At 55.9% G+C, this 22,629-nt stretch carries 27 protein-coding genes and 1 tRNA gene; 13 read left to right on the top strand and 15 right to left on the bottom strand.

The window, feature by feature from the left end:
• The first annotated feature begins 136 nt into the window (after window positions 1–136).
• The 4 genes from derI to tal are packed head-to-tail and all read left to right on the top strand — an operon-like array spanning window position 137 to window position 3,303.
• A complete protein-coding gene (derI, locus tag AC0N03_RS12095; protein WP_474289053.1) occupies window positions 137–586 on the top strand; it encodes a D-erythrulose-4-phosphate isomerase in 450 nt (149 codons plus the stop codon).
• A gap of 37 nt (window positions 587–623) precedes the next feature.
• Window positions 624–1,547, top strand: coding sequence for a sugar phosphate isomerase/epimerase family protein (locus AC0N03_RS12090; RefSeq protein ID WP_474289052.1), 924 nt, complete (start codon window positions 624–626; stop codon window positions 1,545–1,547).
• 10 nt (window positions 1,548–1,557) lie between these two features.
• Entirely contained in the window at window positions 1,558–2,322 is a 765-nt protein-coding gene (locus AC0N03_RS12085) for a triose-phosphate isomerase (protein ID WP_474289051.1), read from the top strand.
• Between the two features lie 30 nt (window positions 2,323–2,352).
• Window positions 2,353–3,303, top strand: coding sequence for a transaldolase (tal, locus tag AC0N03_RS12080; protein ID WP_474289050.1), 951 nt, complete (start codon window positions 2,353–2,355; stop codon window positions 3,301–3,303).
• Window positions 3,304–3,363: 60 nt separating this feature from the next.
• Here tal and AC0N03_RS12075 read toward each other — a convergent pair whose 3' ends face one another.
• Window positions 3,364–4,299, bottom strand: coding sequence for a sugar kinase (locus tag AC0N03_RS12075; protein WP_474289049.1), 936 nt, complete (start codon window positions 4,297–4,299; stop codon window positions 3,364–3,366).
• A gap of 336 nt (window positions 4,300–4,635) precedes the next feature.
• Here AC0N03_RS12075 and AC0N03_RS12070 point away from each other — a divergent pair, with 336 nt between their 5' ends.
• From AC0N03_RS12070 to AC0N03_RS12050, 5 genes are all read left to right on the top strand, one after another.
• Window positions 4,636–5,190, top strand: coding sequence for a CHRD domain-containing protein (locus AC0N03_RS12070; RefSeq protein ID WP_474289048.1), 555 nt, complete (start codon window positions 4,636–4,638; stop codon window positions 5,188–5,190).
• A gap of 36 nt (window positions 5,191–5,226) precedes the next feature.
• Window positions 5,227–5,523, top strand: a complete 297-nt coding sequence (locus AC0N03_RS12065; protein ID WP_474289047.1) for a c-type cytochrome — start codon at window positions 5,227–5,229, stop codon at window positions 5,521–5,523.
• A 107-nt stretch (window positions 5,524–5,630) separates the two neighbouring features.
• Window positions 5,631–5,706, top strand: a tRNA-Val gene (locus tag AC0N03_RS12060).
• 248 nt (window positions 5,707–5,954) lie between these two features.
• On the top strand, window positions 5,955–6,242 hold the full coding sequence (locus AC0N03_RS12055) for a DUF1488 family protein (RefSeq protein ID WP_474289046.1): 288 nt from the start codon (window positions 5,955–5,957) through the stop codon (window positions 6,240–6,242).
• Between the two features lie 688 nt (window positions 6,243–6,930).
• A complete protein-coding gene (locus AC0N03_RS12050; protein WP_474289045.1) occupies window positions 6,931–7,245 on the top strand; it encodes a hypothetical protein in 315 nt (104 codons plus the stop codon).
• Between the two features lie 249 nt (window positions 7,246–7,494).
• On the opposite strand, the gene AC0N03_RS12045 is transcribed toward AC0N03_RS12050, so the two are convergent.
• Entirely contained in the window at window positions 7,495–9,777 is a 2,283-nt protein-coding gene (locus tag AC0N03_RS12045) for a sensor domain-containing phosphodiesterase (RefSeq protein WP_474289044.1), read from the bottom strand.
• A 321-nt stretch (window positions 9,778–10,098) separates the two neighbouring features.
• On the opposite strand from AC0N03_RS12045, the gene AC0N03_RS12040 reads away from it, so the two are divergent.
• From AC0N03_RS12040 to AC0N03_RS12025, 4 genes are all read left to right on the top strand, one after another.
• Window positions 10,099–10,761, top strand: a complete 663-nt coding sequence (locus AC0N03_RS12040) for a class I SAM-dependent methyltransferase (RefSeq protein WP_474289043.1) — start codon at window positions 10,099–10,101, stop codon at window positions 10,759–10,761.
• Window positions 10,762–11,003: 242 nt separating this feature from the next.
• Window positions 11,004–11,267, top strand: a complete 264-nt coding sequence (locus AC0N03_RS12035) for a hypothetical protein (protein ID WP_474289042.1) — start codon at window positions 11,004–11,006, stop codon at window positions 11,265–11,267.
• Window positions 11,268–11,381: 114 nt separating this feature from the next.
• Window positions 11,382–11,678 (top strand): hypothetical protein, encoded by a 297-nt coding sequence (locus tag AC0N03_RS12030; protein WP_474289040.1) that lies wholly within the window; start codon window positions 11,382–11,384, stop codon window positions 11,676–11,678.
• A 267-nt stretch (window positions 11,679–11,945) separates the two neighbouring features.
• Window positions 11,946–12,770 carry a class I SAM-dependent methyltransferase gene (locus AC0N03_RS12025; protein WP_474289038.1) on the top strand — a complete coding sequence of 275 codons (825 nt, stop codon included), beginning with the start codon at window positions 11,946–11,948 and terminating at the stop codon, window positions 12,768–12,770.
• A gap of 416 nt (window positions 12,771–13,186) precedes the next feature.
• Here the strand turns inward: AC0N03_RS12025 and AC0N03_RS12020 are convergent, their stop codons facing one another.
• The 13 genes from AC0N03_RS12020 to AC0N03_RS11960 form a co-directional block, all read right to left on the bottom strand.
• Complete coding sequence (locus tag AC0N03_RS12020) at window positions 13,187–13,639, bottom strand: hypothetical protein (RefSeq protein ID WP_474289037.1); 453 nt, start codon at window positions 13,637–13,639, stop codon at window positions 13,187–13,189.
• Window positions 13,636–13,971 (bottom strand): hypothetical protein, encoded by a 336-nt coding sequence (locus AC0N03_RS12015; protein WP_474289036.1) that lies wholly within the window; start codon window positions 13,969–13,971, stop codon window positions 13,636–13,638. The genes AC0N03_RS12020 and AC0N03_RS12015 overlap by 4 nt, the downstream gene beginning before the upstream one ends.
• Window position 13,972: 1 nt before the next feature.
• A complete protein-coding gene (locus AC0N03_RS12010; RefSeq protein WP_474289035.1) occupies window positions 13,973–14,353 on the bottom strand; it encodes a hypothetical protein in 381 nt (126 codons plus the stop codon).
• A 30-nt stretch (window positions 14,354–14,383) separates the two neighbouring features.
• Entirely contained in the window at window positions 14,384–15,025 is a 642-nt protein-coding gene (locus AC0N03_RS12005; RefSeq protein WP_474289034.1) for a hypothetical protein, read from the bottom strand.
• A 44-nt stretch (window positions 15,026–15,069) separates the two neighbouring features.
• On the bottom strand, window positions 15,070–15,618 hold the full coding sequence (locus tag AC0N03_RS12000) for a glycoside hydrolase family 108 protein (RefSeq protein ID WP_474289033.1): 549 nt from the start codon (window positions 15,616–15,618) through the stop codon (window positions 15,070–15,072).
• Entirely contained in the window at window positions 15,615–15,752 is a 138-nt protein-coding gene (locus AC0N03_RS11995; protein WP_474289031.1) for a hypothetical protein, read from the bottom strand. The genes AC0N03_RS12000 and AC0N03_RS11995 overlap by 4 nt, the downstream gene beginning before the upstream one ends.
• Window positions 15,753–15,763: 11 nt before the next feature.
• On the bottom strand, window positions 15,764–16,225 hold the full coding sequence (locus tag AC0N03_RS11990; protein ID WP_474289029.1) for a C40 family peptidase: 462 nt from the start codon (window positions 16,223–16,225) through the stop codon (window positions 15,764–15,766).
• Window positions 16,222–16,710, bottom strand: coding sequence for a hypothetical protein (locus tag AC0N03_RS11985; protein WP_474289028.1), 489 nt, complete (start codon window positions 16,708–16,710; stop codon window positions 16,222–16,224). The genes AC0N03_RS11990 and AC0N03_RS11985 overlap by 4 nt, the downstream gene beginning before the upstream one ends.
• Before the next feature lie 373 nt (window positions 16,711–17,083).
• Entirely contained in the window at window positions 17,084–17,479 is a 396-nt protein-coding gene (locus AC0N03_RS11980; RefSeq protein ID WP_474289027.1) for a hypothetical protein, read from the bottom strand.
• Window positions 17,479–18,789, bottom strand: coding sequence for a hypothetical protein (locus tag AC0N03_RS11975; protein ID WP_474289025.1), 1,311 nt, complete (start codon window positions 18,787–18,789; stop codon window positions 17,479–17,481). The genes AC0N03_RS11980 and AC0N03_RS11975 overlap by 1 nt, the downstream gene beginning before the upstream one ends.
• Before the next feature lie 143 nt (window positions 18,790–18,932).
• On the bottom strand, window positions 18,933–20,711 hold the full coding sequence (locus AC0N03_RS11970) for a hypothetical protein (protein ID WP_474289024.1): 1,779 nt from the start codon (window positions 20,709–20,711) through the stop codon (window positions 18,933–18,935).
• Window positions 20,712–20,775: 64 nt separating this feature from the next.
• The gene (locus AC0N03_RS11965) at window positions 20,776–21,498 is read right to left on the bottom strand and encodes a hypothetical protein (RefSeq protein ID WP_474289023.1); all 723 of its coding nucleotides are present in this window, start codon (window positions 21,496–21,498) and stop codon (window positions 20,776–20,778) included.
• On the bottom strand, window positions 21,498–22,625 hold the full coding sequence (locus tag AC0N03_RS11960; protein ID WP_474289022.1) for a baseplate J/gp47 family protein: 1,128 nt from the start codon (window positions 22,623–22,625) through the stop codon (window positions 21,498–21,500). Before AC0N03_RS11960 ends, AC0N03_RS11965 begins: the two co-directional genes overlap by 1 nt.
• Window positions 22,626–22,629: the final 4 nt, after the last annotated feature.

Raw genomic sequence — 22,629 nt, 5'->3', positions numbered from 1 at the left:
TTTCATGTCTTATTGTCAAGCGGTGTTGGTCAGGCCCATTATTGAATTCGAACGACCGGTGCCGGGACGTGTGATATTCGAAACTGACATCCGTAAATTCATATCGGAACGGAACGTTTTCTCGGGGAGGGACAGGATGAAGATTGCTCTTGGTGCGGACAGTGCAGGCAAGCCCCTGCTTGATGTGATTGCAGCTCATCTGGCCGGCAAACCCGAATTTGAAGTCACCGACCTGAGCAAGCCTGGTTATTACGCCAATGTCGCCGATGAGGTGGCTTCGGCAGTGATTCAGGGCGCGGCGGACCGCGCCATCCTGTTTTGCGGCACAGGGATCGGCGTTTGTATTTCAGCGAACAAGGTGCCGGGCATCCGCGCCGCCCAGACTCACGATACCTATTCGGCGGAACGCGCCGCAAAATCGAACAATGCCCAGATCATCACAATGGGAGCCCGCGTTATCGGCCCTGAACTGGCCAAGTCGATTGTCGATACCTTTCTCCAGTCGTTTTTCGATCCCGCGGGGCCATCCGCGGGCAATGTCGATGCTATCGGACAGGTCGAGCAAAAGTATGGCAAGAAGGCCTGAACCGGCCGCCTGTCCAACCGGGATGGAGATCTTCTGAATGTCGTTCCGACTTTCGCTCGCCACGAATCCATTTCTCAACCGCGTGGTCGAGCCTAGCGCACTGATCGAAATGATGGCAACAGAACTGGGCATCGGCTATGTCCAGCTCACCAATGAATTCATCAATCCGGCCTGGCCTGCCGACGTTGTGCGCCGCATGACCGACGAGATGGCGGCGCAATGCGCCCGCCATAATGTCCGCGTGACCTCGGTGATGACGGGGCCATATGGCCGGCTTAACCATTTCGGCCATCCCGACGCCGGCGTGCGGGAATATTATGTCGGCTGGTTCAAGGGGCTTGTCGATATCGCCGCCGATCTGGGCAGCGATACCGCAGGTTCGCAATATGCCATTCTGACCTACGAGGATTACGACGACGCGGCGCGGCGCAAGGAGCGCCTCGGGCAGGCGCTGGAGTGCTGGCAGCGCGTGGCTGAACATGCCGCACGGCGGGGCCTGTCCTATCTCTTCTGGGAGCCGATGTCGGTCGGCAGGGAACTGGGCCACACCATCGCCGATACCGCCAGCCTGCAGGACTGGCTCGATGCGGCTGATCTGGCGGTTCCGCTGAAGGTGATGATCGATATCGACCACGGCGACGTCAGTTCGCCCAATCCGGATGATACAGATCCTTATGCATGGGCGCGCAATTTTGCCGCCCGTTCGCCCATTATCCACATCAAGCAAAGCTCTCCGAACAAGGGTGGACACTGGCCTTTCGCAGCCGAATATAACAGAAATGGCCGGATTGAACCGGTTAAGCTTCTCGAGACGATCCGCGCAGGCGGCGGTGTGGATAACGAGCTTTGCATGGAATTCGCCTTCCGCGAACGCGAGCCGGCAGACCGCAATGTCATACCGATGATCAGGGAATCTGTTGCGTTCTGGAAGCCATATATCGATGTCGGCCAGCCGAAATAGGAGTATGAAGATGACATCTCGGCCCTGGATCGGCACAAGCTGGAAAATGAACAAGGTACGGGCGCAGGCGCGCAGTTATGCTGCCGGAATTGCCGCTTCGCATGTCGCCGGTACGGAGAAAATCCGCCCATTTCTCATCCCGCCTTTTCCTTATATTGCGGATGTCGCCGAAGTGCTGGCCGGCTCGCGTGTCAGGATCGGCGCGCAGAACATGCACTGGAAAGATCATGGTGCATGGACTGGAGAGATTTCACCCCTCATGGTCAAGGATTGCGGAGCCACGATAATCGAGCTTGGCCATAGCGAGCGGCGCGAGCATTTTGGCGAGACCGACGAGACTGTGGCGTTGAAGGTCAGGGCGGCGCTCGATCACGATCTGCTTGCGCTTGTCTGTATCGGCGATACCCGCGCCGAATTTGAATCGGGCCGGACGGCTGACGCTCTGGCCAGACAGGTGCGCGCGGCGCTCAGCCTTGTGGGCAGGCATGGTCTTGGCAAGGTTGTGCTGGCCTATGAGCCGGTCTGGTCGATCGGCGAGGGCGGCACCCCGGCAGAGCCGTCCTTTGCCAATCTCCAGCACGAATTGATCAAATCGCTGTGCGCGGATCTGCTCGGAGCTCCGCTCGAAGTCGTCTATGGCGGCAGCGTCAATCCGGGTAATTGTTGCGAACTCGTCAGCCAGCCGCATATCGACGGGCTGTTCATCGGCCGTTCCGCATGGGAAGCTGAGGGCTATATCGATATTGTGGATCGTGTTATTGCCACATTGGCGTAAAACATTCACTCCGGGGATTCATGAGAGGATATGATGAATAAGCTTGATCAACTCAAGGCCATGACCGTCGTCGTTGCCGATACGGGCGATATGGACGCGATCCGCGCCTTTCATCCCACTGATGCAACCACTAATCCGTCTCTGATTCTCAAGGCGGCGCAGATGCCTGCCTATTCGGGGCTGGTGGATGAGGCTGTGAGATGGGGCAAGGCCAAGGGTGCCGATGTTCACGCGGTGACACAGCGCCTTGCGGTGAATTTTGGTGCCGAACTGGCCAAGATCGTACCCGGACGCGTATCGACTGAGGTCGATGCGGACCTGTCTTTCGATACGCAGGCCACTGTTGCCGCCGCGCGTGCCATCATAGCCGAATATGCGTCGCGCGGCATTGGCCGCGAGCGTGTGCTGATCAAGATCGCCTCCACATGGGAGGGCATCCGCGCGGCCGAAATTCTGCAGAAGGAAGGCACCGACTGCAACCTGACGCTGCTTTTCTCTCTGGCGCAGGCCGTGGCCTGCGGCGATGCCGGCGTATTCCTGATTTCGCCTTTCGTTGGCCGGATTTTCGACTGGTACGTCAAGAATGAAGGCAAAACCTACACCGCAGAAGAAGATCCGGGCGTGCTTTCAGTGCGGTCGATCTACGCCTATTACCGCGCTTACGGCATCAACACGGTGGTGATGGGTGCGTCGTTCCGCAATACGGGCGAGATCGAGGCGCTGGCCGGTTGCGACCGTCTGACCATTTCGCCGCAGCTGCTGGACGCCTTGCAGAAGGACGAGGGCACGCTTGCGCGCCGTCTCGATCCGGCCAGCGCGGCCGCCAACGCCCCGGCAAGACTCCACATTGACGAAAAGACCTTCCGGTTCCTGCTCAATGAAGATGCCATGGCGACCGAAAAGCTTTCCGAGGGGATCCGCGTGTTCACAAAGGATCTGCGCAGCCTGCGCGCCATGGTCGCGGAACGCATGAAGGCCTGAGATTATCGGAAACCACTGTTGAAAAGCCCGCGCTTGTCTCAGGCGCGGGCTTTTGCTGTCTCAGCCCCGGCGCAGCAGTCTGACAAGTGCCTCAAGCGCCGTAACTGGTATGAGGGCGCCGGGGTGCCGCACGACCTCGCCAGCCAGTTCATGTGCATAGCGGCAGGCTTCGGGGGCGGGGAGGTTCAGAAGCCTTGCGGCAAGATAGCCGGCATTGAAAGAGTCTCCCGCGCCAGTGGTGTCGCGCGCGTCGCTCACATTTTTGGCCGGAACGCTGACCGAGAGCCCGTCATGCATTAAAAAGGCCGGGCTCATGCCGTTCTTGACGACAATTTCCTTTACGCCATACCCAGCCAGACGCTTCGCTGTGGCCTGCGGGTCGGAGTCGCTCCAATATTGGGTTTCGTCGTCAAAGCTCGGAAGGCCGATATCGGCAAGAGCCCACATGTCTTCGACAGATGTGCGAATCTCATCCTCGCTTTGCCAGAGGCGGCGGCGGATGTTGGGGTCGAACGAAACCAGCGTGCCTTGCCGACGTGCCTTCGCCAAAGCGTCCAATAGGTTGCGACGCCCGTCTTCCCCGATGATGGCGAGCGTGATGCCCGACACGTGCACAAGGCGGGCTTCCTTGAACGCCGCTTCGAGGGAAGCCGGTTCATCAGCGAGGCGTTTGGCCGCGGATGTGTCGCGCCAATATGAAAATCGCCGTTCCGCCCCATCGAGGTCGATCATATAAAGGCCCAGCGTCCGCGTCGGATCGCGCGAAATATGCCGGGTTCCGATACCGCTTTCCTCAAAAAAACGCAGCATTTCCAATGAAATCTGATCTGTGCCAATGCGGGTGACATATTCGACGGCAAGCACGTCTTCGAGAAGGTGGCGCAGATACCAGCTGGTATTGAGTGTGTCTCCGGCAAAACTGCGCCGGAAAAGCTGGCCGCCCACAGGGGCCATTTCAACCATGGCCTCGCCTATGCCGATGATAGTGTGCAACATGCGTTTCCTGTGTTCTATTGCCGGACTCGGTGGCTGCAACTTTAGGTGCTTAACCCGGGTGTTTCAATCCGGTGTTTTCGCGGATTTGAGGCCGATTGGTGGGGACAAGCCAAGCTTTTTGATTTGAATCATTGATTTTATGGCGCTAGCGCCTTTCGATGGCAGTGAGGCGGCAGGTTTTTCGGTTCAGAGCATGAGCCGGTAGGCTAAATTATTTAAAACAGCTAATTTTATCAGTTTGATATGAATACCCGAAATGAGGAACTGAATCATCGGCCTGCGTCCGGACCGTTTTGAGGAATGCCGTTTTGATATTTGCTAGCCTGGGAGAACAACATGAGTCTTAAAACTGAGGAAATTGCATCTTCGTCTGCTGCCCTTCAGGCATGCGGCCTGGCCACTGCGGCGCTGTCTGGCGCAGGGCGCGGGGCTGTCCTTTCACGTGCAGTCAGGCTGGCATTCCTTCCGCTCGCTCTGGCATTGAGCGTTTCCGTCTCTTCTGCGGTTCTGGCGGCGAGCCTTCCTTTCAAGGCGGATCTGACAGGCGGCGGCGAGGTTCCGCCGTTGGATGTGCCCGGCACCGGCCATCTTGACGCCGTTCTCGACACGGCCACCGACACGCTGAGCTGGACCGTCACCTATACGGGGCTGAGCGGCCCCGTCACGGGGGCGCATTTCCACGGTCCGGTGTCTTATATCGGCAAGACCTCGGAGCAGAATGCACCTATTCAGGTCGGCGCTCCTGATCCGCAGGTCAGTCCGTTCAAGGGTTCGTCCAAGATCACAGCCAAGCAGGCCAAGGAACTGCGGGACGGCCGTTGGTATTTCAATATCCACACTGCTAAAAATCCCGCCGGTGAAATACGCGGTCAGGTCGTGCGGACGAAATAGGACGCCCGAACAGCAGTTGCATGATGGGGTAAGTGTATGAAAATAGCCGTTCAGACCTTGCGGGCATTGGGTCTGCTTGCTTTGCTTGGTCTGATGGTGCCCGGCGGCGCTTTGGCGGGAGGCGACCCCGTTGCTGGCAAGCGCGTCTTCGAGACCAATTGTCATACCTGCCACATGGCTTTGCCCTATACCGAGCGGGTGGGAGTTGAAAACCTGCCCGCTTTTCTTGCCAATCCTCGCAAATATAATCCGAAAACGGCGATGACATTTCCCGGCCTTCACAGCAAAAAGGACATCGAGGATGTCATCGCCTACATTACGGCTGAACATTAGGCCCATCAGCTCCGAGAATCGATTGCCCTCCGCATATGGCTGATATGACGCCCTGATGCGTTTTGGGGCTTGCAATTTCCCGTGGCTCCAAGGTAGAGATTTGCCGGGGGCGGTTAGCTCAGTTGGTAGAGCATCTCGTTTACACCGAGAGGGTCAGCGGTTCGAGCCCGTTACCGCCCACCAGAATTTATAAATAAAATCAATATGTTATAAAAATAATTTCCTTAGCGCTTCTTCTTTTCCGCACAGTTTCCGCACAGTTTCCGTTTGCAACCACCTTGTTAGGATGCCAAAAAGGTGCGAATCGTGACGCGCGATTTTGTGCATTTCGGAGCGGCCAGCTCGAATATTATATTTGGCTGGGGTAAATTTTTTCAGCTTGTCGGGACGTCGTCGACATTTTTCTGTCCCCGTCGGAAAAGGAGCGCGAAATGCCTTTGACTTCAGGAAGTGAAAAGCCCTGGGTGCATTCGGAGCGTGTCGGATTCTCTATGAGGAACGAGAATCAATTGGTGGTGTGTTGGGTCGATAGAGCAGCGTTGGAAGATGCGGTTCAGCACGGTTCTGAAGACCCAGCGTTGAACTACATCGAGGTTTTTTTGCAGTTGCGAAATAAAATTGAGGAGGTTGCTTCAAAAAAATATGACCTCGGCCATTTTAGTAAAGATGGGTCTGTGACTGTTACTACTCGTAATCTCAATTGCGGGATCTACGACTGACCTGTGCTGGTGCGACATTTGTCCAACTCTCTTGACACCGAATTACGTCTCCTGTCGTGAGGAGGGGATTTTTGTGTCACCCACCAACGAAAATTTAACTCCGTCAGAGGGCGGACAAGATATGGTTGGTCAAACTTTTAACTTACGGTCTGGACATTTGTGAGTGACTGGAATTTAATCGTCATACGATATCAATGTTGGGTCGGCCATGCGCATTTGGCAGTTCATTGCCTATTTATACGGTTGGCGAAGCGGCACCGCGCATTCGCTGATGTCTGCGGCGTCGTCAAGGACGAGCCCGGATCCGTGGCCATTTGTTCAGAGACCGATAACAAAGAGCGGCCAATATTCGGCCGACGAAGTTACCGCCGACCGTATCCGGTTTGAAAATGAAATGGCGGAGCGGTTTCGATCTATCTCAAGAATTAATCGCGAGCATGCCGTTGCGATTGGCTGCAAGTATTTCATCTGGCGGACCGCCGATGACGGAGATGTTTGTGATGAATGCGCGAAGTTCAACGGCCGGCGTTTTCGATATTCAGCTCCTCCTAAAATCGGCTTTCCTGGCGATCATCATTGTCCGATTGGATGGTGCCGGTGCGAGGCAGAGCCGGTTAGGCTGATGTGAGAGGTTGATCTCGATAGGGATTATTTGATCTTTAAACCGGTTAAATAAACGAGGATTACAGTGTCGGGCGTGTCAAATTTTTTCGGTATATTGAATTCCATGCAACGTCGCCATGGCCTGTTTCATTTGGATCATGGCTCCCGAGAACTGCTGGACGAATTGATTAAGCGGGAGGAAGCTGGCGTTTTGACAACAGCGGAGGATCTTATCCCATTGTCGAAATTATCTCGCGCTTCGGTCTATCGCAGGATCGGCTGGTTGAAGGATGCGGGGATTTTTAATGAATTCTGGCACGATCAGCGTCTTGTCTATAGTGTTGGCGAGAATGTAAGAAAATTCTGTGACGAATTCGCCGAGAAGTTCACAAAAGCCTGAAATGTAAATTGTGTCGCGAGCGCGGGGCTTTAGATCAACAATGATCTCGCAAGACTGTAGACATTTCGTGTGGAATTTTTCGTACGTGCAAGCTGATTGCGATTGAACGTATTCAAAGCTTCATTTTGGGGAGAAAGGTCATTGCTACTTTGGCCGGCCCGATAATCCTTACGTGTGGATTATCGGGCTTTCGTTTGGCAATTTTTGTTCGATTTGCGATGTAGCTATCGCGACATTCAATGTGTCGAGTTAGCGCGTCAGGCCGAACGGCGCGACTCGCAGTTTTGACATGATCGGATTTGCGCAAATCTCTGTCTTAAGGTCGCTGGCTGGCGACGGAACATGAAACAGGTAGCCTTGAGCTATGGTGCAGCCGACATTGCGTAAAAAGGCTGCTTGCTCTTCAGTCTCGACACCTTCGGCAACGACATCGATGCCGAGGCTTACGCCAATATCCACTATGGCTTTTACAACGACTGCGGATCCTGCCCGTTTGGTCAGTCCCGAGACAAAAGACCGATCTATTTTGACCGTGGAAACAGAATATTCCAACAGATGGGTGAGGGACGCAAAGCCCGTGCCGAAATCATCGAGACCAATTCGAACGCCGCTCGCCCGAAGGCGATCGCAATTTTTCTGAACAATATTGGGACCGCGAGACATGAAAACATCCTCGGTGACTTCAATTTCAATAGAAGAGGGGTCTAGGTTGCGCTTTTTGATTTCCGTAATAACCATTTCAGCAAATCGCTCGTCCTTGAAATGGCTCGGCCCGATATTGATGGCAATCGATCCAAACTCGAAGCCTTGTCGCATCCACAAGGCAGCCTGATCCAGAGCATTTCGAAGTACGAAATTGCCGATATCAGTGGAAAGCCGCGGATCCTCAAGCGCAGATCTGAAATCTCCGGGCGTCTGTACGCCATCCTCGCTATTCCATCGCAACAAGGCCTCATAACCGACCGTGCGCCTGGTCGAAAGATCAACCTTTGCCTGATAATAAAGTTCTAATTCGTCCCGACACAAAGCATTTCGGATAGCAGTTAGAATTTTGGACTTTTTTTCGGTAAGTTCCCGCATTCGGGGTTCAAAGAACATAAAGCAATCACGCCCGCTGGCCTTGGCCTCGTAAAGCGCAAGATCCGCCTCGCTCATCAATTCAGCTTGCGCCATTTCATCGTTGCGCTGATGTATCGCTATGCCGATCGAAATCGTGAACTGAAGTGTGCTGCCTTGCCAAATGATGGGTTGGGCGGCTACGTTTAAGATCCTTTCGGCGATTGGGGTGATATCTGATCTTGTAACGAGATCTTCGATCACAATCGCGAATTCGTCGCCCCCAACCCGGGAAACGAACTTGTTCTCTACAAAAACGCTGTTGATGCGGTCGCTGACGACTTTTAGGCAAAGATCGCCTGCTGCGTGGCCATAAATATCATTTATTTCCTTAAACCCATCCAGGTCGAGAAGAAACAATGAAAAGCCTGCCTTGCTTTCACTCAGTCTACCGATATGCTTCACCAATTGCGACCGATTGAATAAACCTGTGAGCATATCGACTTCGGCAAGCCGCTTGATTTGTTCGATCGCAGTCTTTTCTTCGGTTATGTCCTGCTTCATTCCATATCTACGGACAGGCACGCCGTCCTTGAATTCGATATTTCCCAATACTCTGACCCAACGAAGCTTACCCTTTGCCGTAAACATCCGGCCTTCATAGGTGTAGGGTTGATTGTTCGCCTCAGACTCGCTCACAATTTGCCGCACACGCTGATATTCGTCGGGCGGATAAAACAGGTCCAATTTTTCAAACGAAGGAATGAAATCTTCGCTCACCTCGTGAATGCGATACATACCTTCGCTCCAGGTGAGCTTGCCGGTGCGGCAGTCTTTCTCCCAAGCGCCGATCTTTGCCAGGTCCGATGCACATTGAAGAATTCGCTTTTGCGTTTGCAAATCATTGGATTGAGATTCAATTTTCTCATTTTTCGTAAGTAATTCTTGGGAAAGTTCAGCGTTTTTTGCGGCAGCTCGATACTGCAAGATCAGTGAAGCAGCGATCGTGCCCAGCGACTTAAGCGCTTCTTTTTGTTTCGGACCAAGCCGCCGCGGCTTCTGATCGATCAAACAGAGGCTGCCTGCCATCAACCCTTCGTCCATTTCAAGCGGGCAGCCGGCGTAAAAGCGTATTCTGGGACCGTCAGTCACGAGATCGTTATTCTTGAAGCGATCATCCTGTGAAGCATTTTCAACAATAAAAAGTTCATCCGATAATATCGTGTAATTACAAAATGCGACTTTGCGGTCGGTTTCGCGCACATCTATACCGCGCTTGGCTTTGAACCATTGCCGCTTTTCATCAACAAGTGAAATCACCGCTATGGGAACATTAAATATCTTGCGAGCCAGTTCAACTATATGTTCGAATGCGGGATCAAAGTCCGTGTCAAGAACTTCCAGAGCGCGCAGCGTTGTAATTCGTGCATCCTCTTCTCGTACAATGGGGTAGGGGCGTATCTCTAGGCTAGACATCGGACGTTCTCCCTATTTGATATCACGCGGGCATGTAAACATGCCGGGGTTAACCACTTCTAAAATTTGAGAGAGGGAGAGGGAAACGAATCGAGCCAAATTTGGCGAGTGCGTGCTAATTGCAGTGTCGACCACGCGTTGGCGCTCCTGACAAATGTCAATGCAATGATAGAACCATCGCGCAATAGCTTTAAAAACCGTTCCGAGATCCGATTTTCCCGCAGATTTTGGAATAGAAAATGTTTTGCCATCTTAAATCACTTGAAAAGCTGAACATCGCCGTTGCGCGTTGGTCACATTTTCGCGCATTGGAGCTATCCGATGGCCATCTTTGAAATCCTGAGCGCAGCAGAGCGCGCTCGACAACTCGGCAAATCAGAGGGCGCTTTTGACGTCGCTTTGGCCGACTGGCTCGACGCGAACAGCAAGAAGGTGAACGCGGTCACTGCCGCGCTGCTGAAGGTGCAGTCTGGCAACCGCGTCCTCGAAATTGGCTTTGGCAACGGCAGGGCCGTGCGGGATGTGATCAGTCAAGCGGAGGACGTTCGCTACTTTGGCATCGATAGATCGTCCGGAATGGTTGAATTGGCTTCTGCGCTGAACGCTGATTTGGTCTCCGCTGGCAATGCCAGCTTTTACATTGGTTCAACCGAGCAAATGCCATTTGACGACAATTATTTTGATCGGGTCTTCTCGATTGGCGCCATGCATTTTTGGGCTGATCCGGCAAAGTCTCTGACGGAAGTGCGCCGGGTGCTGCGCCCCGGCGGTTTGGTGCTGATGAGTTGCTTGTCCCCGAGAGGGGCGCCAGATTTTGCACAAACGACATATGGTTTCCACCTCCGAGAGGCAAAAGCCTGGGAAGAACTGTTTCGCGCCGCCGGTTTTGTCGGGATCCATAGTCAAATAATAGAATTTGAGCCAATCGCGCACAACCGAGCGCGATCTATGCGTTTCGGGATCAATTTGAGCGGGCGCGCTTGAACACTTGGCCCCTATATTTACGGCTATAGGACGGTCGTGGGTCTGTTGGACGATTTGTCGATCAAGTCAGAAGCGCAGCCTGACTGTTCCTCGTTTGGCGATTGAAATTCCTACATTGCCTACACAAATTAAAAAACATGCCTGCTTTGGCGTGATATCGATAACTTTTTCAATAATTTAACTGCTTTTTAGCTGTTTTTCTTATAGCAAAGATATGTTGTTCGTCGTCCGAGAACCAAATAATGAGCGAGTTATCGCCAAAAAGAACATCAAATCTTCGACGGCTTTGGCCAATCGTTGTGATTGCGCTTACGTCGATGGCATTTACCTTCGGCGGTTTTGTTCTGGTTGCGCTCTATATTGAAAAGCACGCTGACGTGCACATGAACCGAATTATTGAACATTCGGCGCACGAGGAAACGCGTTGTAACAAGCTGGCACAATCCATTGACAATCTGTCGGCCGATGTCAGGGATCTGCGAAAGACTATTCAATCGCAAAAATAGGTCAGCTGGTCAAAAGCTGCCCGGCAAATCAGACCCGCATTGTGGGTGTCCCCCGATAGGTCTACAATTGTCCTGCTTGCAACGACAGGTTCAGGCAATTCAAGGGAGGCACAAATGCGTATGATGCTTCGTGTTCGCGTAGACGCTGCGCATGGAAATGAAGGGATCAGAAGCGGAACACTACCGAAGGTTATGATGGGATTTATCGAAAAGCACAAACCTGAAGCGGCTTATTTCACGGTGGATTGTGGAAAAAGAACAGCATTCTTTGTCTTTGACATGCAGGATTCGAGCACGATGCCGTCTACGGCTGAGGGTTTCTTCATGGAGCTCGGAGCAGAGGTGCACTATACGCCGGTCATGACGGCTGACGATCTCAAGAAGGGACTGAAAGCCGTCGGTCACGGTTAGGCGACGTTCGAAAAAGTTTGACAGTTTATTGAATAGCCGCATTGCGAACCCGCCAGATCTTTGCGCAGCGAGGCCAACCGCCCCGCTGCCATTGGGTAAAAAATAGATAGTATTATCGGGTCAGGATCTGCGCAAACTGGTACTGCTCCGTCCTGTTGTTTCCTGTCTGTGGGACAAAACTAAAATCGGTCTGCGGCTTATTGCTCGCTAAATTCTTGTTCGATATCATTCGCAGATACTCTGGCTGGCGTCATCCCTTGAGGCGACATGAGCGACTTCAGCACCTTTGAGCATATGGAAAGTTCGGCCTGGAAGGAAAATACCCGGGCTGCCGATTATGTGCAGCTTTTCGCTGGCGTTCCCCAACAGGCAATACCGGATCTGCTCGCTGCGGTTGATGTTCATGCGGGCGACGAAGCATTAGACCTTTGCTGCGGTCACGGTTCTGTGGCGAAGGCTTTGGTCGCCGCCGGCTGCAAAGTAACGGGCCTTGATTTTTCTCCCGCTATGCTGGAACTGGCGCGGGCTAATGTCCCCGATGCCACCTTTATTGAAGGGGATGCACAGCAGCTGCCTTTTGCAGACCAGCACTTCGACATCGTGCTCTCAAATGTTGGTATTCCGCATGTGCCTGAACAAGAGTTGGCGCTCAGGGAAGCCTATCGCGTGCTGCGTCCGGGCGGCCGTTTGGCGATGACCGCGTGGTTCGGCCCTCAAGACTCGCCCTGCATGGGAATTTTATATGCCGCGATACGTCAATGCGGCAGCCCGGACGTCGTCTTGCCTCCGGCTCCGGATTTTCATCAGTTTGCCAATGAGGATTTTGCCCGCGATGTGCTGAAAAGCATCCGGTTCGAGCGCATAGCGTTCCGGCGCGTTGAATGCAGTTTGCGGCTCAGCGCTCCCGAGCAATTCTGGGAGGTATTTGCGAAGGCCACCGCGCGCGCAGCCGGCATGCTTGCGGCGCAACCACTGGCCAATCAGCGCGCAATTCAAAATGCTCTCATTGGCGAGGTTCAGCGGTTCGCCGATAACGGACAATGGCACATTCCGATGCCGGCGATGCTCATCAGCGCAATGCGCCCAGGCTAAGGAGCCGGATGGCTAAACTGTTTCGTGTAATGGCAGTATGGATTTGCTTGCTTATGTCGGATCGCCGTTCCATAGGCGATAAAGCTCATCACAAATGGTGCGATTGAAAATCAGATAATCGTGGGTCCGCGCCTCGATGGAAAATCTGACGAAGACGTTAGCGTGGTCGCTATAGAGCGCGACAAAGATCTTATCGGCCTAATAATTCGTTGCCCGCGGCAACATATTGACGATTTCGCGAAGCTGGGCGGCATCCTCGCCTTTAAAGACAAGCAGTGAGCCAAGGCTCGAGGCCTCACCGATCAGCATGGCGTTTGGCGCGCATTGATCGGCGCGCGCGAAAGAAGAAAGAGCGGCCGCAAGTGAAGCCGCCAGAACAAGAGCTTTTATCGGAAAACCCTTCGGAAGGGGGCCAGTCACTTGCGCGAATAGAAGGCCGCAAGCAGGGTCGCGCCTGCGCCCGAGAGCGCAAGGATCCAGCCGGCGAGCGTCTTCCAGGCAACGCGACTGCCGGCGTTCTGCTCGTGGTTGGCAAGCACGCGATCGAGCTTTTCTTCGAAGCCCTTGAGCCGCTCTTCGATCTTCTCGAGCTTGCCGTCATTGCGCTCGTCTGCCGCGGCGATCTGAGCCGCGACCTGATTCTTGATAACTTCGATGCGCCCTTCAACCTTAGAGTCGAGGGAATCGAATTTATCAACCAAGGTGGCGATTGAGTTCCTTGTGTCCTCGTAGCCTTGTTTCGTGACGTGCTGGAAAAATTCAAAAGTCTTTTCGAGTATGGCTAGTCTTTCGCCATGAGGGGCAGGGGGCATAACTTTCTTCTTTCGCGGTTTGGTCCCATTCAGACTGCGAGCGTGGACATCACTCATTTGGCTCCCCCGAGTTTTTTCTCGGCCTGGTCGATGGCAATCAGCGCGTCGGCAAAGAGCCGCGCCTGGTTAATCGGATTGTCGGATCGCCCAGCCGCAGCGCAGATCGCCGCGCCTGCCGCGCGCAATTTATAAAGTTCCCTGGATTTGGGGTGACGCTCTTGCAGTTTGATCACGAGCGGGCCGGTGGCTTCGCAAAGGACCGGGATCTTGGCGTAGATGTCGGCAATCACAGCCTCGACCTTCACCGCGCCGGTCAGGGCAGGGACGTAAGCCCCTGCTCCGATGCCGGTGATCAGACTGACAATGCCGACGATAAGCGGCGCAGCCATATTAGCCGCCGGTGGCCGGTGCCGCCACGGTCGGGCCGAAACCTGCCGCGATGCACAGATCCTCGGCAATCGCGCCCGCCGGGCCAGCCTTGGCGATCTTGGCCTTGACCTTGGCGCCTACGGCCGGATCCGCTTCAATCGCCTTGCCGAGGTTGACGGAGGCATTGACGATCGGGCAGACGACCGTTGCCACGGCCTGCGCCAGTTCCTCATTGGTTTTGATGAGGTTGAGATTGACCTGCACGATCTGGGTATTGAGTTGGTTCACCTGGTTGGTGGCCGTGGTCAGGTTGGTCATGAACTGGTTGAACTTGTCCTGGGAGCAGCCAGCCAGGGCCAGGGCGCACACAATAAGCGCGCCCACGAGAGAAAACTTTTTCATGGGAAGTATCCTTTTATAAGAGGAAAGCCTTTAGCCGGCAGACATGGCCGATAAGGCAAGAGACGCCAGTCCGGGGCCATCCATCGGAGCGGCAGGAGCGGCCATCGTGGTCGCCGGTGCATCCTGGGGAACGGCTGCCGATGCAGGATGCAGATTGAGCGGCTGCGCAGGAGCAGGAGGGGAAACGGGGTTTGGCGTCGGGGTGGCCAGCACAAGCGCGGCCGGTCCCTTCATCGAGCCCACGGCGTCAATCACGGCCTGGTGCGAGTCGACATAGGCAACAAGGCGATCGCGCACCTTGTCCGGCGTAATGCCGGCGCGGGCCAGCATCCGGCCTTCATGATCCTGGATCCAGACGGCGGCGATATTGGCCACCATATTCTTGAAATCCACTTCCGCGAGCGGCGCCTCGAGCGAATTGAGCACCGAGGCGACGCCATAGGCAATGGCCTTGTTGATCGCATCCTCAATGGCCTGCTTGCCAATGAGATTGATGACGACCTGCAAGATCGGAAAGCGGTGCGCTATGGCCAGCAAGAGAGCGATGATCGTCGGGCCGAGCGCCGTATTGATGAACGTGCCGGCGAGATCCGCCGTTGGGTTGAGGTCGACGGCATGAGCGGGGCCGGCGATCAGGGCGAGCGCAAGCGCCGCCAAAAGAGCGGTTTTCATGAGAATGATCCTTTTGGGGTGGCGGGTTAAATCGAGTGTGCGGGTTATGCCGCCGCCGCCAAAGGCACGGCAGGAACGGCCGTCGCCATGACGATCGAGATCTTGTTGACGGAGGCGACGCGGGATGACCAGCCGCGCCCAAAGACGCGCCAGATCGTCAGACGTTCGAGGAAGGACAGGCGCGCCGCGCCATAGGCCTTGACCAGGGCTACCGGATCCTTGACCTTTAAGAGCGCGTCCTTTGTCACCAGGTCGACATGGCCGGTGACGGGCACATGCAAGACCTGTTGCAGCCATTGGATCCCGCGCACAGGGCCGGAGTTGATCGCGGCATCCATCACTTCATAATCGACGCCGCTGGGCAGGAAGTCGCCGCAGACGACATTCCAGTAATCGGCCGTATCAATGTCGATGGCCTCGGCACGCGTCAGATTGCGCACATCCAACTTGGAGACGATCTTGTGCCGCCAGGCCGACAATGTGCGCAACGTGATGCCCATGTTGGTGGCGCCGCCGGGATCCGAGGGATTGTCGACGTAGCCGCCCTCGGAGACGAGCACGCGGTTGATAATGGCTATGCGGTTCTGTTTCACCCTTTCCTCCAATCGAAAATGTCACCGACAATGTTCTCGCCGCAGATGATCAGCACGCCGAAAACCAGCGCGACGCCGGCCGCGCAGAAAATGCCGATAGCGGCGAAAACGTCCTTGATGATTTCGTAGTTCATGGCGGGATCCGTTAATCGGGCAGAACGAATGTGACGCCATGTGTCGAATAGACCGAAACCATGACGTGATGACGGTGATTGCCGGAGATCGCCAGAAACGCGCCTGTTGAAAGCGGCCGGATGACGAAACCGACATGATGGGGTTGCACGAACAGAGCGCCCGGACGGGGCGCGGCGATTCTGCGTCCAAGGTGGACGGCATCGCGTGCGCGCAGCGATGTGTCAGCGAGCGGATGCCCGGCTTGACGCATGACCATATTGATGAAAGCCCGGCACCATGGACCGTGAAAGCCGGTGACATTGCCGAGATTGACGTATTTGAGGGCAATTCCGATCAGATCGGAAGGCTCGTTTGCCTGGGGTTTGGTGTAAGCCGGAGAATCGAGGCTGGGGCCGTGATTGCCGGCGAGAACCATGCCCGGCCACATGCACATGCTTGCGACAAGGACATAAAGACTACATCGGATTTTCATGCTTTCTCTGGGTGAATAAGGCCATGGAGAATGCAGCCGGCGTCAATGAGATCATTGACGAGCGCCTGCGGTGTTTCCCCCTTGCGGGGAAGGGTGAAGCCGGCCTGCACCAGGATGTCCCGGACGTAGAGCGAGCAGATTTCGGCATGGTCCGGCGGCGTCAGATCGAGGCCGACTTCGACGGCGGCAACATAGGAATAGGGCTGGCCGACTTTCGAGAGCGCGAAAGCCTCGAGATCCGGCGTCCAATGCACATTGGTCTTGATCAGATCGACGGTATATTGATCGAGATAGCCGGCGGCGGCGATCTGGCGCACGCCGTAACCTTCGCGCGCCTCGAGGACGTAAAGGCCGTCATCCATTGGATAGGCGATGGCGACATGCGAATACGCGCCGCCTTCAACGTGTTCGACGATTTCCGAAAGCGGGGTTGTGCCGCGCACCGCGAACACGTCGCCTGCGCCGATTGCATCGTAATTGCTCATGGGATCCTCGCGTGAGGTCATAAAAAAACCGCCCGGAAGGGCGGCGCGAAACGGGTTGATTGGCGAGATTTACTCGCGCGGCCGGAGAATGAACAAAACACCAAGCATGATGATCAGGGCCAGTCCGATAAATCCGGGCAGAATAGGTGCAGCGTCGGGCATGTCAGGGCCTCACCAAGAGAGTTGCAGCCAATGACTTGCAGCCACGGCGATTGAGATAAGCGTTCCGGATATGAGGATCGTGAGCGGCGCTGTCGCTGAATTGTCCTGCGGAGCGTCTGACATGGCTGCGGCAAAACCGACGACAAACGTCATCACAAGTGTGCCAAGAAAAATCAATCCGGCTAAAATAAACGATGCGTGCATGGCACCCTCACGGAATCGCCAATGGAGTTGCGGGGTTCTGGCCGGTATTGAGCGCGGTCATATAATCGGCAAGGGCAGTGGCAAAAGCCTGGAATAGCGAGGTGCTAGGAAACAGATGCACCGTGCCGGATGTGTCATACCAGGGCATTGACGTGTAACCATCCGGAAACTTGGCGTTGACCTGGATGTAGAGCGAAACTGCTTCGACGTTCTGGATCGCGGCAGGCAGGATTGAATAAGTGCCATTGACGGCCGGGGTCGAAGTTGAATTAACCTGCACCGAGTTGACCGGCGCGGGGTGTGCGGCCTGCCATGCGGCAATCTGGGCAGCGGTCGCGGCAGTATCGCCGGGGACGCAATCGCCTTGATAAATCTGGCTTTGTGAATTTATCCAATAGGTCATTACCACCCCCTTGAAACGACAGGGCGAATTTGCCAATCAGCGGCGGTCGATTGAACCAACCCGCCCGTTGAATTGGACATAATTCCAAGGCTTGTCGTAAATTGATAATAAGATGCTGTATTGCGCCGAAGATTCAGCATAATAATTGGGTTGCTGCCGCCGTAATTCATTGGATTTGCAATAATATCGCCGACAGAATACCCTTGTTCCGCCGTAATGTTTTTCATTTCTATTCGGGCAAGAACCGCGCCATAATTTCCAAGCCCAAGATTGTGCGTAAACGAAACAAGTCCGGTCGATGATTGAGACTGCCACGCTCCGACATAATACCCGTTATACTGATAAGCCACCGTACTTGTGACCGAGGACGCGCCTGTGACGGCCTCACCTACAACAACAGCATTGGTCTGATTTGCCACTGAACCATTGCCGAGAAACATTTTCATCTGCGAAATGTCGAACGTTAACTGGCCGTTGACCGTCGAGATTGTTCCGCCAAATTGGTAAATCGGGGCGTTCACCGATACGGCTGTAGTCAGGCCGCCACCAGACACAAACACAATCAGGTAATTCGTGCTTGATGCTTGCAAGCCGCTCCACGTCAGGTTCGCGGTCGAAACGCCGTAGCTGTCGTTTGTGCCGCCCGTTGCATTGAACCCATTGGCAGATGACACCACCAAGGCATTCGCACCAGTTGAGATATTCTGCGAGGTGATCGACAAGCTGGCCGAGGTTGCGGGCAGGAATGACGGCGCACCGGCAGATATCGGCCCTTGCTGCACCGTCTGACGCACGGATGAAACCGGCGTGACCGAAGCAGCGACAGCCGTTGTGACAAATGCCGTAGTTGCAACTTGCGTCGTATTCGTCCCCGCCGTGGCTGTCGGAGCCGTGGGTGTGCCGGTCAGAGCGGGCGAGGCGAGAGGGGCCAGCGTGGACACGTCCGAGAGATCAGCCGAGGACAGCACCACCGCGCCGGTGCGACCCGCCACAGACAGCACCTCGGAGGAAATGCCGTCCCACTTGTCCCATGTCGTACCGTTGAATACGGCCTGATCGCCAACATTCCATTGCGTGATGCCGTCCAGATTGGTCGAGCCTGCAACGGTAACTTTGTAGATATAGCCCTTTGTTCCCGTCCCGCTCGCCAGCACCGGCGAGTTGGTCGAGGCGTTCCATGTGCCTTGATAGGTCATGCCGTTGGCAACGGCAGTCGGAAGCTGCGCAAGCGGCAGTTTGCCCGTTGCATCCAACTGTGCAAGGCCGTTGGCTGTTCCCACCGAGGCTGTCGGCAGGCTCAAATTGGTCATCCAGCCCGCAAGCGCGGTCTGGGTGAGCAAGGTGGCAGAGAAGGAAGATATCGTGCCTACGGGCTGATATTGCGCGAAAGCGGCATTGAGTGCGGCAGCCGTAAGAGCCTGCCCAGCGACGAATGAAGTCATAGGTCAGTCCCTTATGCAAATTCCCAGATTTCGATAAAGCCCGGAGCGCCCGCGCCCGAAAGGCCCGTCCCCGATGCGCCGCCGCCGCCTGAGCCGTAGCCGCTGCCCGCCTGACCGGTCGGGGTGTAATAATCACATGCACCCTGACCGCCGCCACCGAACGGAGAAAACCCGCCCTTGCCTGAGGCTGTAGGGAAGCCCGGAGGTGTGCCGCCCTGTCCTGCGTCGCCCTGCCAATTCAGATCGCCGCCCGTGGCCGTGCCGCCCAGACCACCGAAGCCGTAGGTGTTCGAGTTTTTGCCGCCCGTGCCGCCATTGGCCGTCAGGGTCGTGGTCGAGTAGGAGAAAGTCGTTGAACCGCCGGTGTTGCCGTCTGTAACGCCCGACACCGACGAGCCGCCGGCGCCGAGGAAGTAGGTGAAGGCTGCGCCCGCCGTGACCGCGAGATATTTCTCCGCATAGCCACCCGCGCCGCCGCCGCCCGAACCTGCCGAGCCGGTATTGGTCTGGCCGCCGCCGCCCGAACCGCCTGCACCGACGATGCGAACCAGAACGTGCGTCGTATCGCTCGAAAAGTTTGAGGCCGAACCGGAGGTCAGATAGCGTTTGCGCAGCAGGCGGCCCGGTGTCTGACTCGCCATGAGCGGAATCAGGTTATTCGCCAACTGCGAGGCCGATTGGACGCGGTGATGCGTGTCGGCCTGCGAATAGAACGAGATCAGATCCGTTGCCGCCAAGGTCGAATTGACCGTAAGCGCCGGGTAATTCAGATTGACCACCGCGCCGCCCGCGACGTTAATACCTTCGCCGCTTGCCGCAGTCAGCGAGCCGACCGAGGTCGAAACCGCCGAGTTTGTCCAGCGCCAGGACGTGCCGTCAAAGGTCAACTTCACAAGGATATTGGCATTCATCGGCGTTGAGCCTGAAAGCGCCGAGCCGTCATCGTTGACCACGGCCACCGGAGACGCACCATTGACCGCAATCGTCACCGCGCCGGTCGATGTGACCAGCTTTTTGAATGCCACTTCAAAGCCCGCACTGATCGAGGCCGGTGCCGGATTCAGCGCAATGGCAATGGCATTGGCCGTGCCGGTGTCCGTCGCCCAGCGATAGGAGCCGGACTGCACCCATGCCGGAAGCTGCGGCAGTTTCACCGAAACAAACGGGGCTGAGGTATATTGGCTGATGTTGGCCGAGGTGATCGAGGTCGCGCCATTGGCGACCGTGACCACCCACAGACCGACATAACCGGCGTCAGGGCTTGGCGTGACCTGTGTGCCTGCGGTGGCGGCAGTGCCTGCCTTGGCGACAAGGGCGACACTTGACTGCCGGATGGTCGGCTGCGCCGTGCCGGAGCCTGCTGGCCCTGTCAGCGGGACAAGCGGATTGGCCGAGTTGAAATAGGAGAGCACCGTCGAGCCGGTGTCTGTCTCGGAAAGCTGCGCCTGAATCAGATAGTTGATCGCATAGCCGCCGGTCGAGGGCGGAACCAGCGTCAGCGAGGTCGTGGACAATATGACGCCCTGTTTGACGATCTGGTCAACGGCATCGACGCCGAGCGAGCCGTAAGCCGTGGTATCAACCGAGGTCAAGGTATAGATCGACCCTGCGCCGATCTGCACCGCCATTGTCGCGGGCGAGGTGGGCGCGGCAGGAAACCCGTCAACGATGGTCGAGGTGCCGAGAACGCCCTGCGCCAGATAGCCGAGCGCAATCATCTTGGCGCGTTCCGAGGTCAGGAGAGTTGTGTCGGTAAGCTGCTCGGAGGGATAGACAAGAAAGCGATCCATAAGGCGTCCTCAATAAAAAAGCCCGCAGAACGCGAGCCTTGGGGAAAGAATGATGTGCGAAAATTCAGCCGAGTAGAGACGTGTCCAGAATGAACGAGGTGTTCAGCCGTCCGGCATTGATCGAGGGCGGCCCAATATTGACCCATGCCGTCACACCTGCAGCGCGCGAGGCTTCAATCGCGTTGTAAATGTCGCTGTTGGTTACATTGCCTTGAATGAGCGACTTGTCGGCCAGAGCGAACGCGCCAGCGCCTAACCCGCCGTAGGCCGTGCCAAGGCCCGCGAGGCTTGCGATCCCGGTGCCGATTGGCTCAATAGCATTGATGAAGATCGAATACGGATATTTGTTTGAACCGATGCTGGACGAGTTCTCGCTCAGGAAGAAATTGACATTCAGGCCGCCCGTATCGTTGGCATTCCACGGTTCAATCGCGGAAACCGGCGTTTGTGTCAGATCGGACACCGCCTTCAATACGCCCTTGCGCGTGGCGCGCTCGCGCAGCACTTCGGTTTGAATCGTGTTGCGAAACGAGGCATCTGGCTGAGCGGTCTTGCGCTTGAGACGCCGCCCGAAAAAGTCGAAGGCCATCAGATCGAGAAAAATTCCCGACGCGGTGGCGACGCGGGTCTGCAACTTGGCAAAAGAGATCAGGCCATAAGCCCACGTGCCGACCGTGGCAAAGCCGGTCAGAACGCCGGAAAGAACCGGCGAACTGTCGGGGAACCACGAGGCCGGGAGAAGCGCTTTCAGCCGGTTAAAGAGGTCGTTTGAGTCGCCTGTCGCCATCAGACCACACTCACCGTTCCGGGCAGGAGCGCATTGCGCGGATTGGCGGCAATGTCCTGCGTTGAATTGTTAATCAAGAGCGAGCCGACATTGGTGATGCCAGGAGACGAGTCGTAGATGATCTGCGCCGCCCGCGTGTAGGGCAGGCCAGAACCAAGTGGAAGCGCATTCAGATAGGCTGTGATCGCAGAAGCCGCCCCGGCGACCAGCGTATTGTGATCGTAGCCGCTCGCCGTGGTCAGGGCGCACGAGACATTGACGCTGACCACCACCGGCGCTACCACCGCGAAATTGATTGAGGCGGCCCGCGTCGCATTGACCGCCGCCTGCGCATTGGCAATCAGTGTTGAAGAGGGGTAGCCGGTGCCATCATCAATCGTCACAAGGATAAAGCCGGGATTGTTTGACCCGTCGAGATTGGTGTTTTCGATGATCGTGGCCTGAACATTCAACTGCAACGATGTCACGGCATATTCAATCGCCGCGACCGTCGCCTTGGACAGTGAGCCGATGTAAGCGATGAATCGCGTTTGCAGGGCAAGGTCTGTCTCGGCATTCGCCCCGCCGGCAAAAGCCAGAGCGTTTGTCACCGTATCGACGCCGGAGATATTCGAGACAATCGCATTGATCGCGCCTGCCGCGACATTGGTCTGTGTGCCGGTATTGGTCGATTGCACCGGAACAATAACCGAGGTCACGCCCACCGGCAGGAGATAGCCGCCTGCGGTCGCGGAATAGGCCGTGTTGGTCGCATCGACGATCACGGCGAAACTTTGCGAGCCATCCGCCGTCTGGACTTTTGCGCCAATCGGAATCACTGCCGAACTGGTGGCGGTGAAGCGGGCGAAGGTCACGGATCCGGCAGAGGCTGACGCGCTCAGGCGATACAGCCCCCAATCGTTGACGAACGTGTCGACGTCCGAGCCGGTCGAGGTCGAAAGGCGCGAGACGGCCAAAACTTGCAGGACGAGCGCTTGCAGCCAGACGCCGACCGCCGCGTTGGCTTCGACGATGGAGCGCAGGATTGAGCCGGTCGAAAAGTCGATGAGCGACGAGGCCTTGGTCTGAATTGCCGCGACCTGATCCGAAATGATCGTGGCAATGGACTTGATGTTTAAGGTTGCCATTGTG

The sequence above is a fragment of the Methylocystis sp. sgz306128 genome (assembly GCF_056032725.1).
This window is presented reverse-complemented; position numbering and strand designations above follow the sequence as displayed.

Excerpts from the sequence above, each read along its gene's own strand:
- AC0N03_RS12040 (WP_474289043.1), top strand. The coding sequence starts at position 10,099 with ATGGCCATCTTTGAAATCCTGAGCGCAGCAGAGCGCGCTCGACAACTC.
- AC0N03_RS12010 (WP_474289035.1), bottom strand. The coding sequence starts at position 14,353 with ATGAAAAAGTTTTCTCTCGTGGGCGCGCTTATTGTGTGCGCCCTGGCC.
- AC0N03_RS12070 (WP_474289048.1), top strand. The coding sequence starts at position 4,636 with ATGAGTCTTAAAACTGAGGAAATTGCATCTTCGTCTGCTGCCCTTCAG.
- AC0N03_RS11970 (WP_474289024.1), bottom strand. The coding sequence starts at position 20,711 with ATGGATCGCTTTCTTGTCTATCCCTCCGAGCAGCTTACCGACACAACT.
- tal (WP_474289050.1), top strand. The coding sequence starts at position 2,353 with ATGATGAATAAGCTTGATCAACTCAAGGCCATGACCGTCGTCGTTGCC.
- AC0N03_RS12035 (WP_474289042.1), top strand. The coding sequence starts at position 11,004 with ATGAGCGAGTTATCGCCAAAAAGAACATCAAATCTTCGACGGCTTTGG.
- AC0N03_RS12045 (WP_474289044.1), bottom strand. The coding sequence starts at position 9,777 with ATGTCTAGCCTAGAGATACGCCCCTACCCCATTGTACGAGAAGAGGAT.
- AC0N03_RS11960 (WP_474289022.1), bottom strand. The coding sequence starts at position 22,625 with ATGGCAACCTTAAACATCAAGTCCATTGCCACGATCATTTCGGATCAG.
- AC0N03_RS12085 (WP_474289051.1), top strand. The coding sequence starts at position 1,558 with ATGACATCTCGGCCCTGGATCGGCACAAGCTGGAAAATGAACAAGGTA.
- AC0N03_RS11995 (WP_474289031.1), bottom strand. The coding sequence starts at position 15,752 with ATGAACTACGAAATCATCAAGGACGTTTTCGCCGCTATCGGCATTTTC.
- AC0N03_RS12090 (WP_474289052.1), top strand. The coding sequence starts at position 624 with ATGTCGTTCCGACTTTCGCTCGCCACGAATCCATTTCTCAACCGCGTG.
- AC0N03_RS12025 (WP_474289038.1), top strand. The coding sequence starts at position 11,946 with ATGAGCGACTTCAGCACCTTTGAGCATATGGAAAGTTCGGCCTGGAAG.
- AC0N03_RS12075 (WP_474289049.1), bottom strand. The coding sequence starts at position 4,299 with ATGTTGCACACTATCATCGGCATAGGCGAGGCCATGGTTGAAATGGCC.
- AC0N03_RS12015 (WP_474289036.1), bottom strand. The coding sequence starts at position 13,971 with ATGGCTGCGCCGCTTATCGTCGGCATTGTCAGTCTGATCACCGGCATC.
- AC0N03_RS11985 (WP_474289028.1), bottom strand. The coding sequence starts at position 16,710 with ATGAGCAATTACGATGCAATCGGCGCAGGCGACGTGTTCGCGGTGCGC.
- AC0N03_RS11990 (WP_474289029.1), bottom strand. The coding sequence starts at position 16,225 with ATGAAAATCCGATGTAGTCTTTATGTCCTTGTCGCAAGCATGTGCATG.
- derI (WP_474289053.1), top strand. The coding sequence starts at position 137 with ATGAAGATTGCTCTTGGTGCGGACAGTGCAGGCAAGCCCCTGCTTGAT.
- AC0N03_RS12005 (WP_474289034.1), bottom strand. The coding sequence starts at position 15,025 with ATGAAAACCGCTCTTTTGGCGGCGCTTGCGCTCGCCCTGATCGCCGGC.
- AC0N03_RS12065 (WP_474289047.1), top strand. The coding sequence starts at position 5,227 with ATGAAAATAGCCGTTCAGACCTTGCGGGCATTGGGTCTGCTTGCTTTG.
- AC0N03_RS12055 (WP_474289046.1), top strand. The coding sequence starts at position 5,955 with ATGCCTTTGACTTCAGGAAGTGAAAAGCCCTGGGTGCATTCGGAGCGT.
- AC0N03_RS12030 (WP_474289040.1), top strand. The coding sequence starts at position 11,382 with ATGCGTATGATGCTTCGTGTTCGCGTAGACGCTGCGCATGGAAATGAA.
- AC0N03_RS11980 (WP_474289027.1), bottom strand. The coding sequence starts at position 17,479 with ATGACCTATTGGATAAATTCACAAAGCCAGATTTATCAAGGCGATTGC.
- AC0N03_RS11965 (WP_474289023.1), bottom strand. The coding sequence starts at position 21,498 with ATGGCGACAGGCGACTCAAACGACCTCTTTAACCGGCTGAAAGCGCTT.
- AC0N03_RS12020 (WP_474289037.1), bottom strand. The coding sequence starts at position 13,639 with ATGAGTGATGTCCACGCTCGCAGTCTGAATGGGACCAAACCGCGAAAG.
- AC0N03_RS11975 (WP_474289025.1), bottom strand. The coding sequence starts at position 18,789 with ATGACCAATTTGAGCCTGCCGACAGCCTCGGTGGGAACAGCCAACGGC.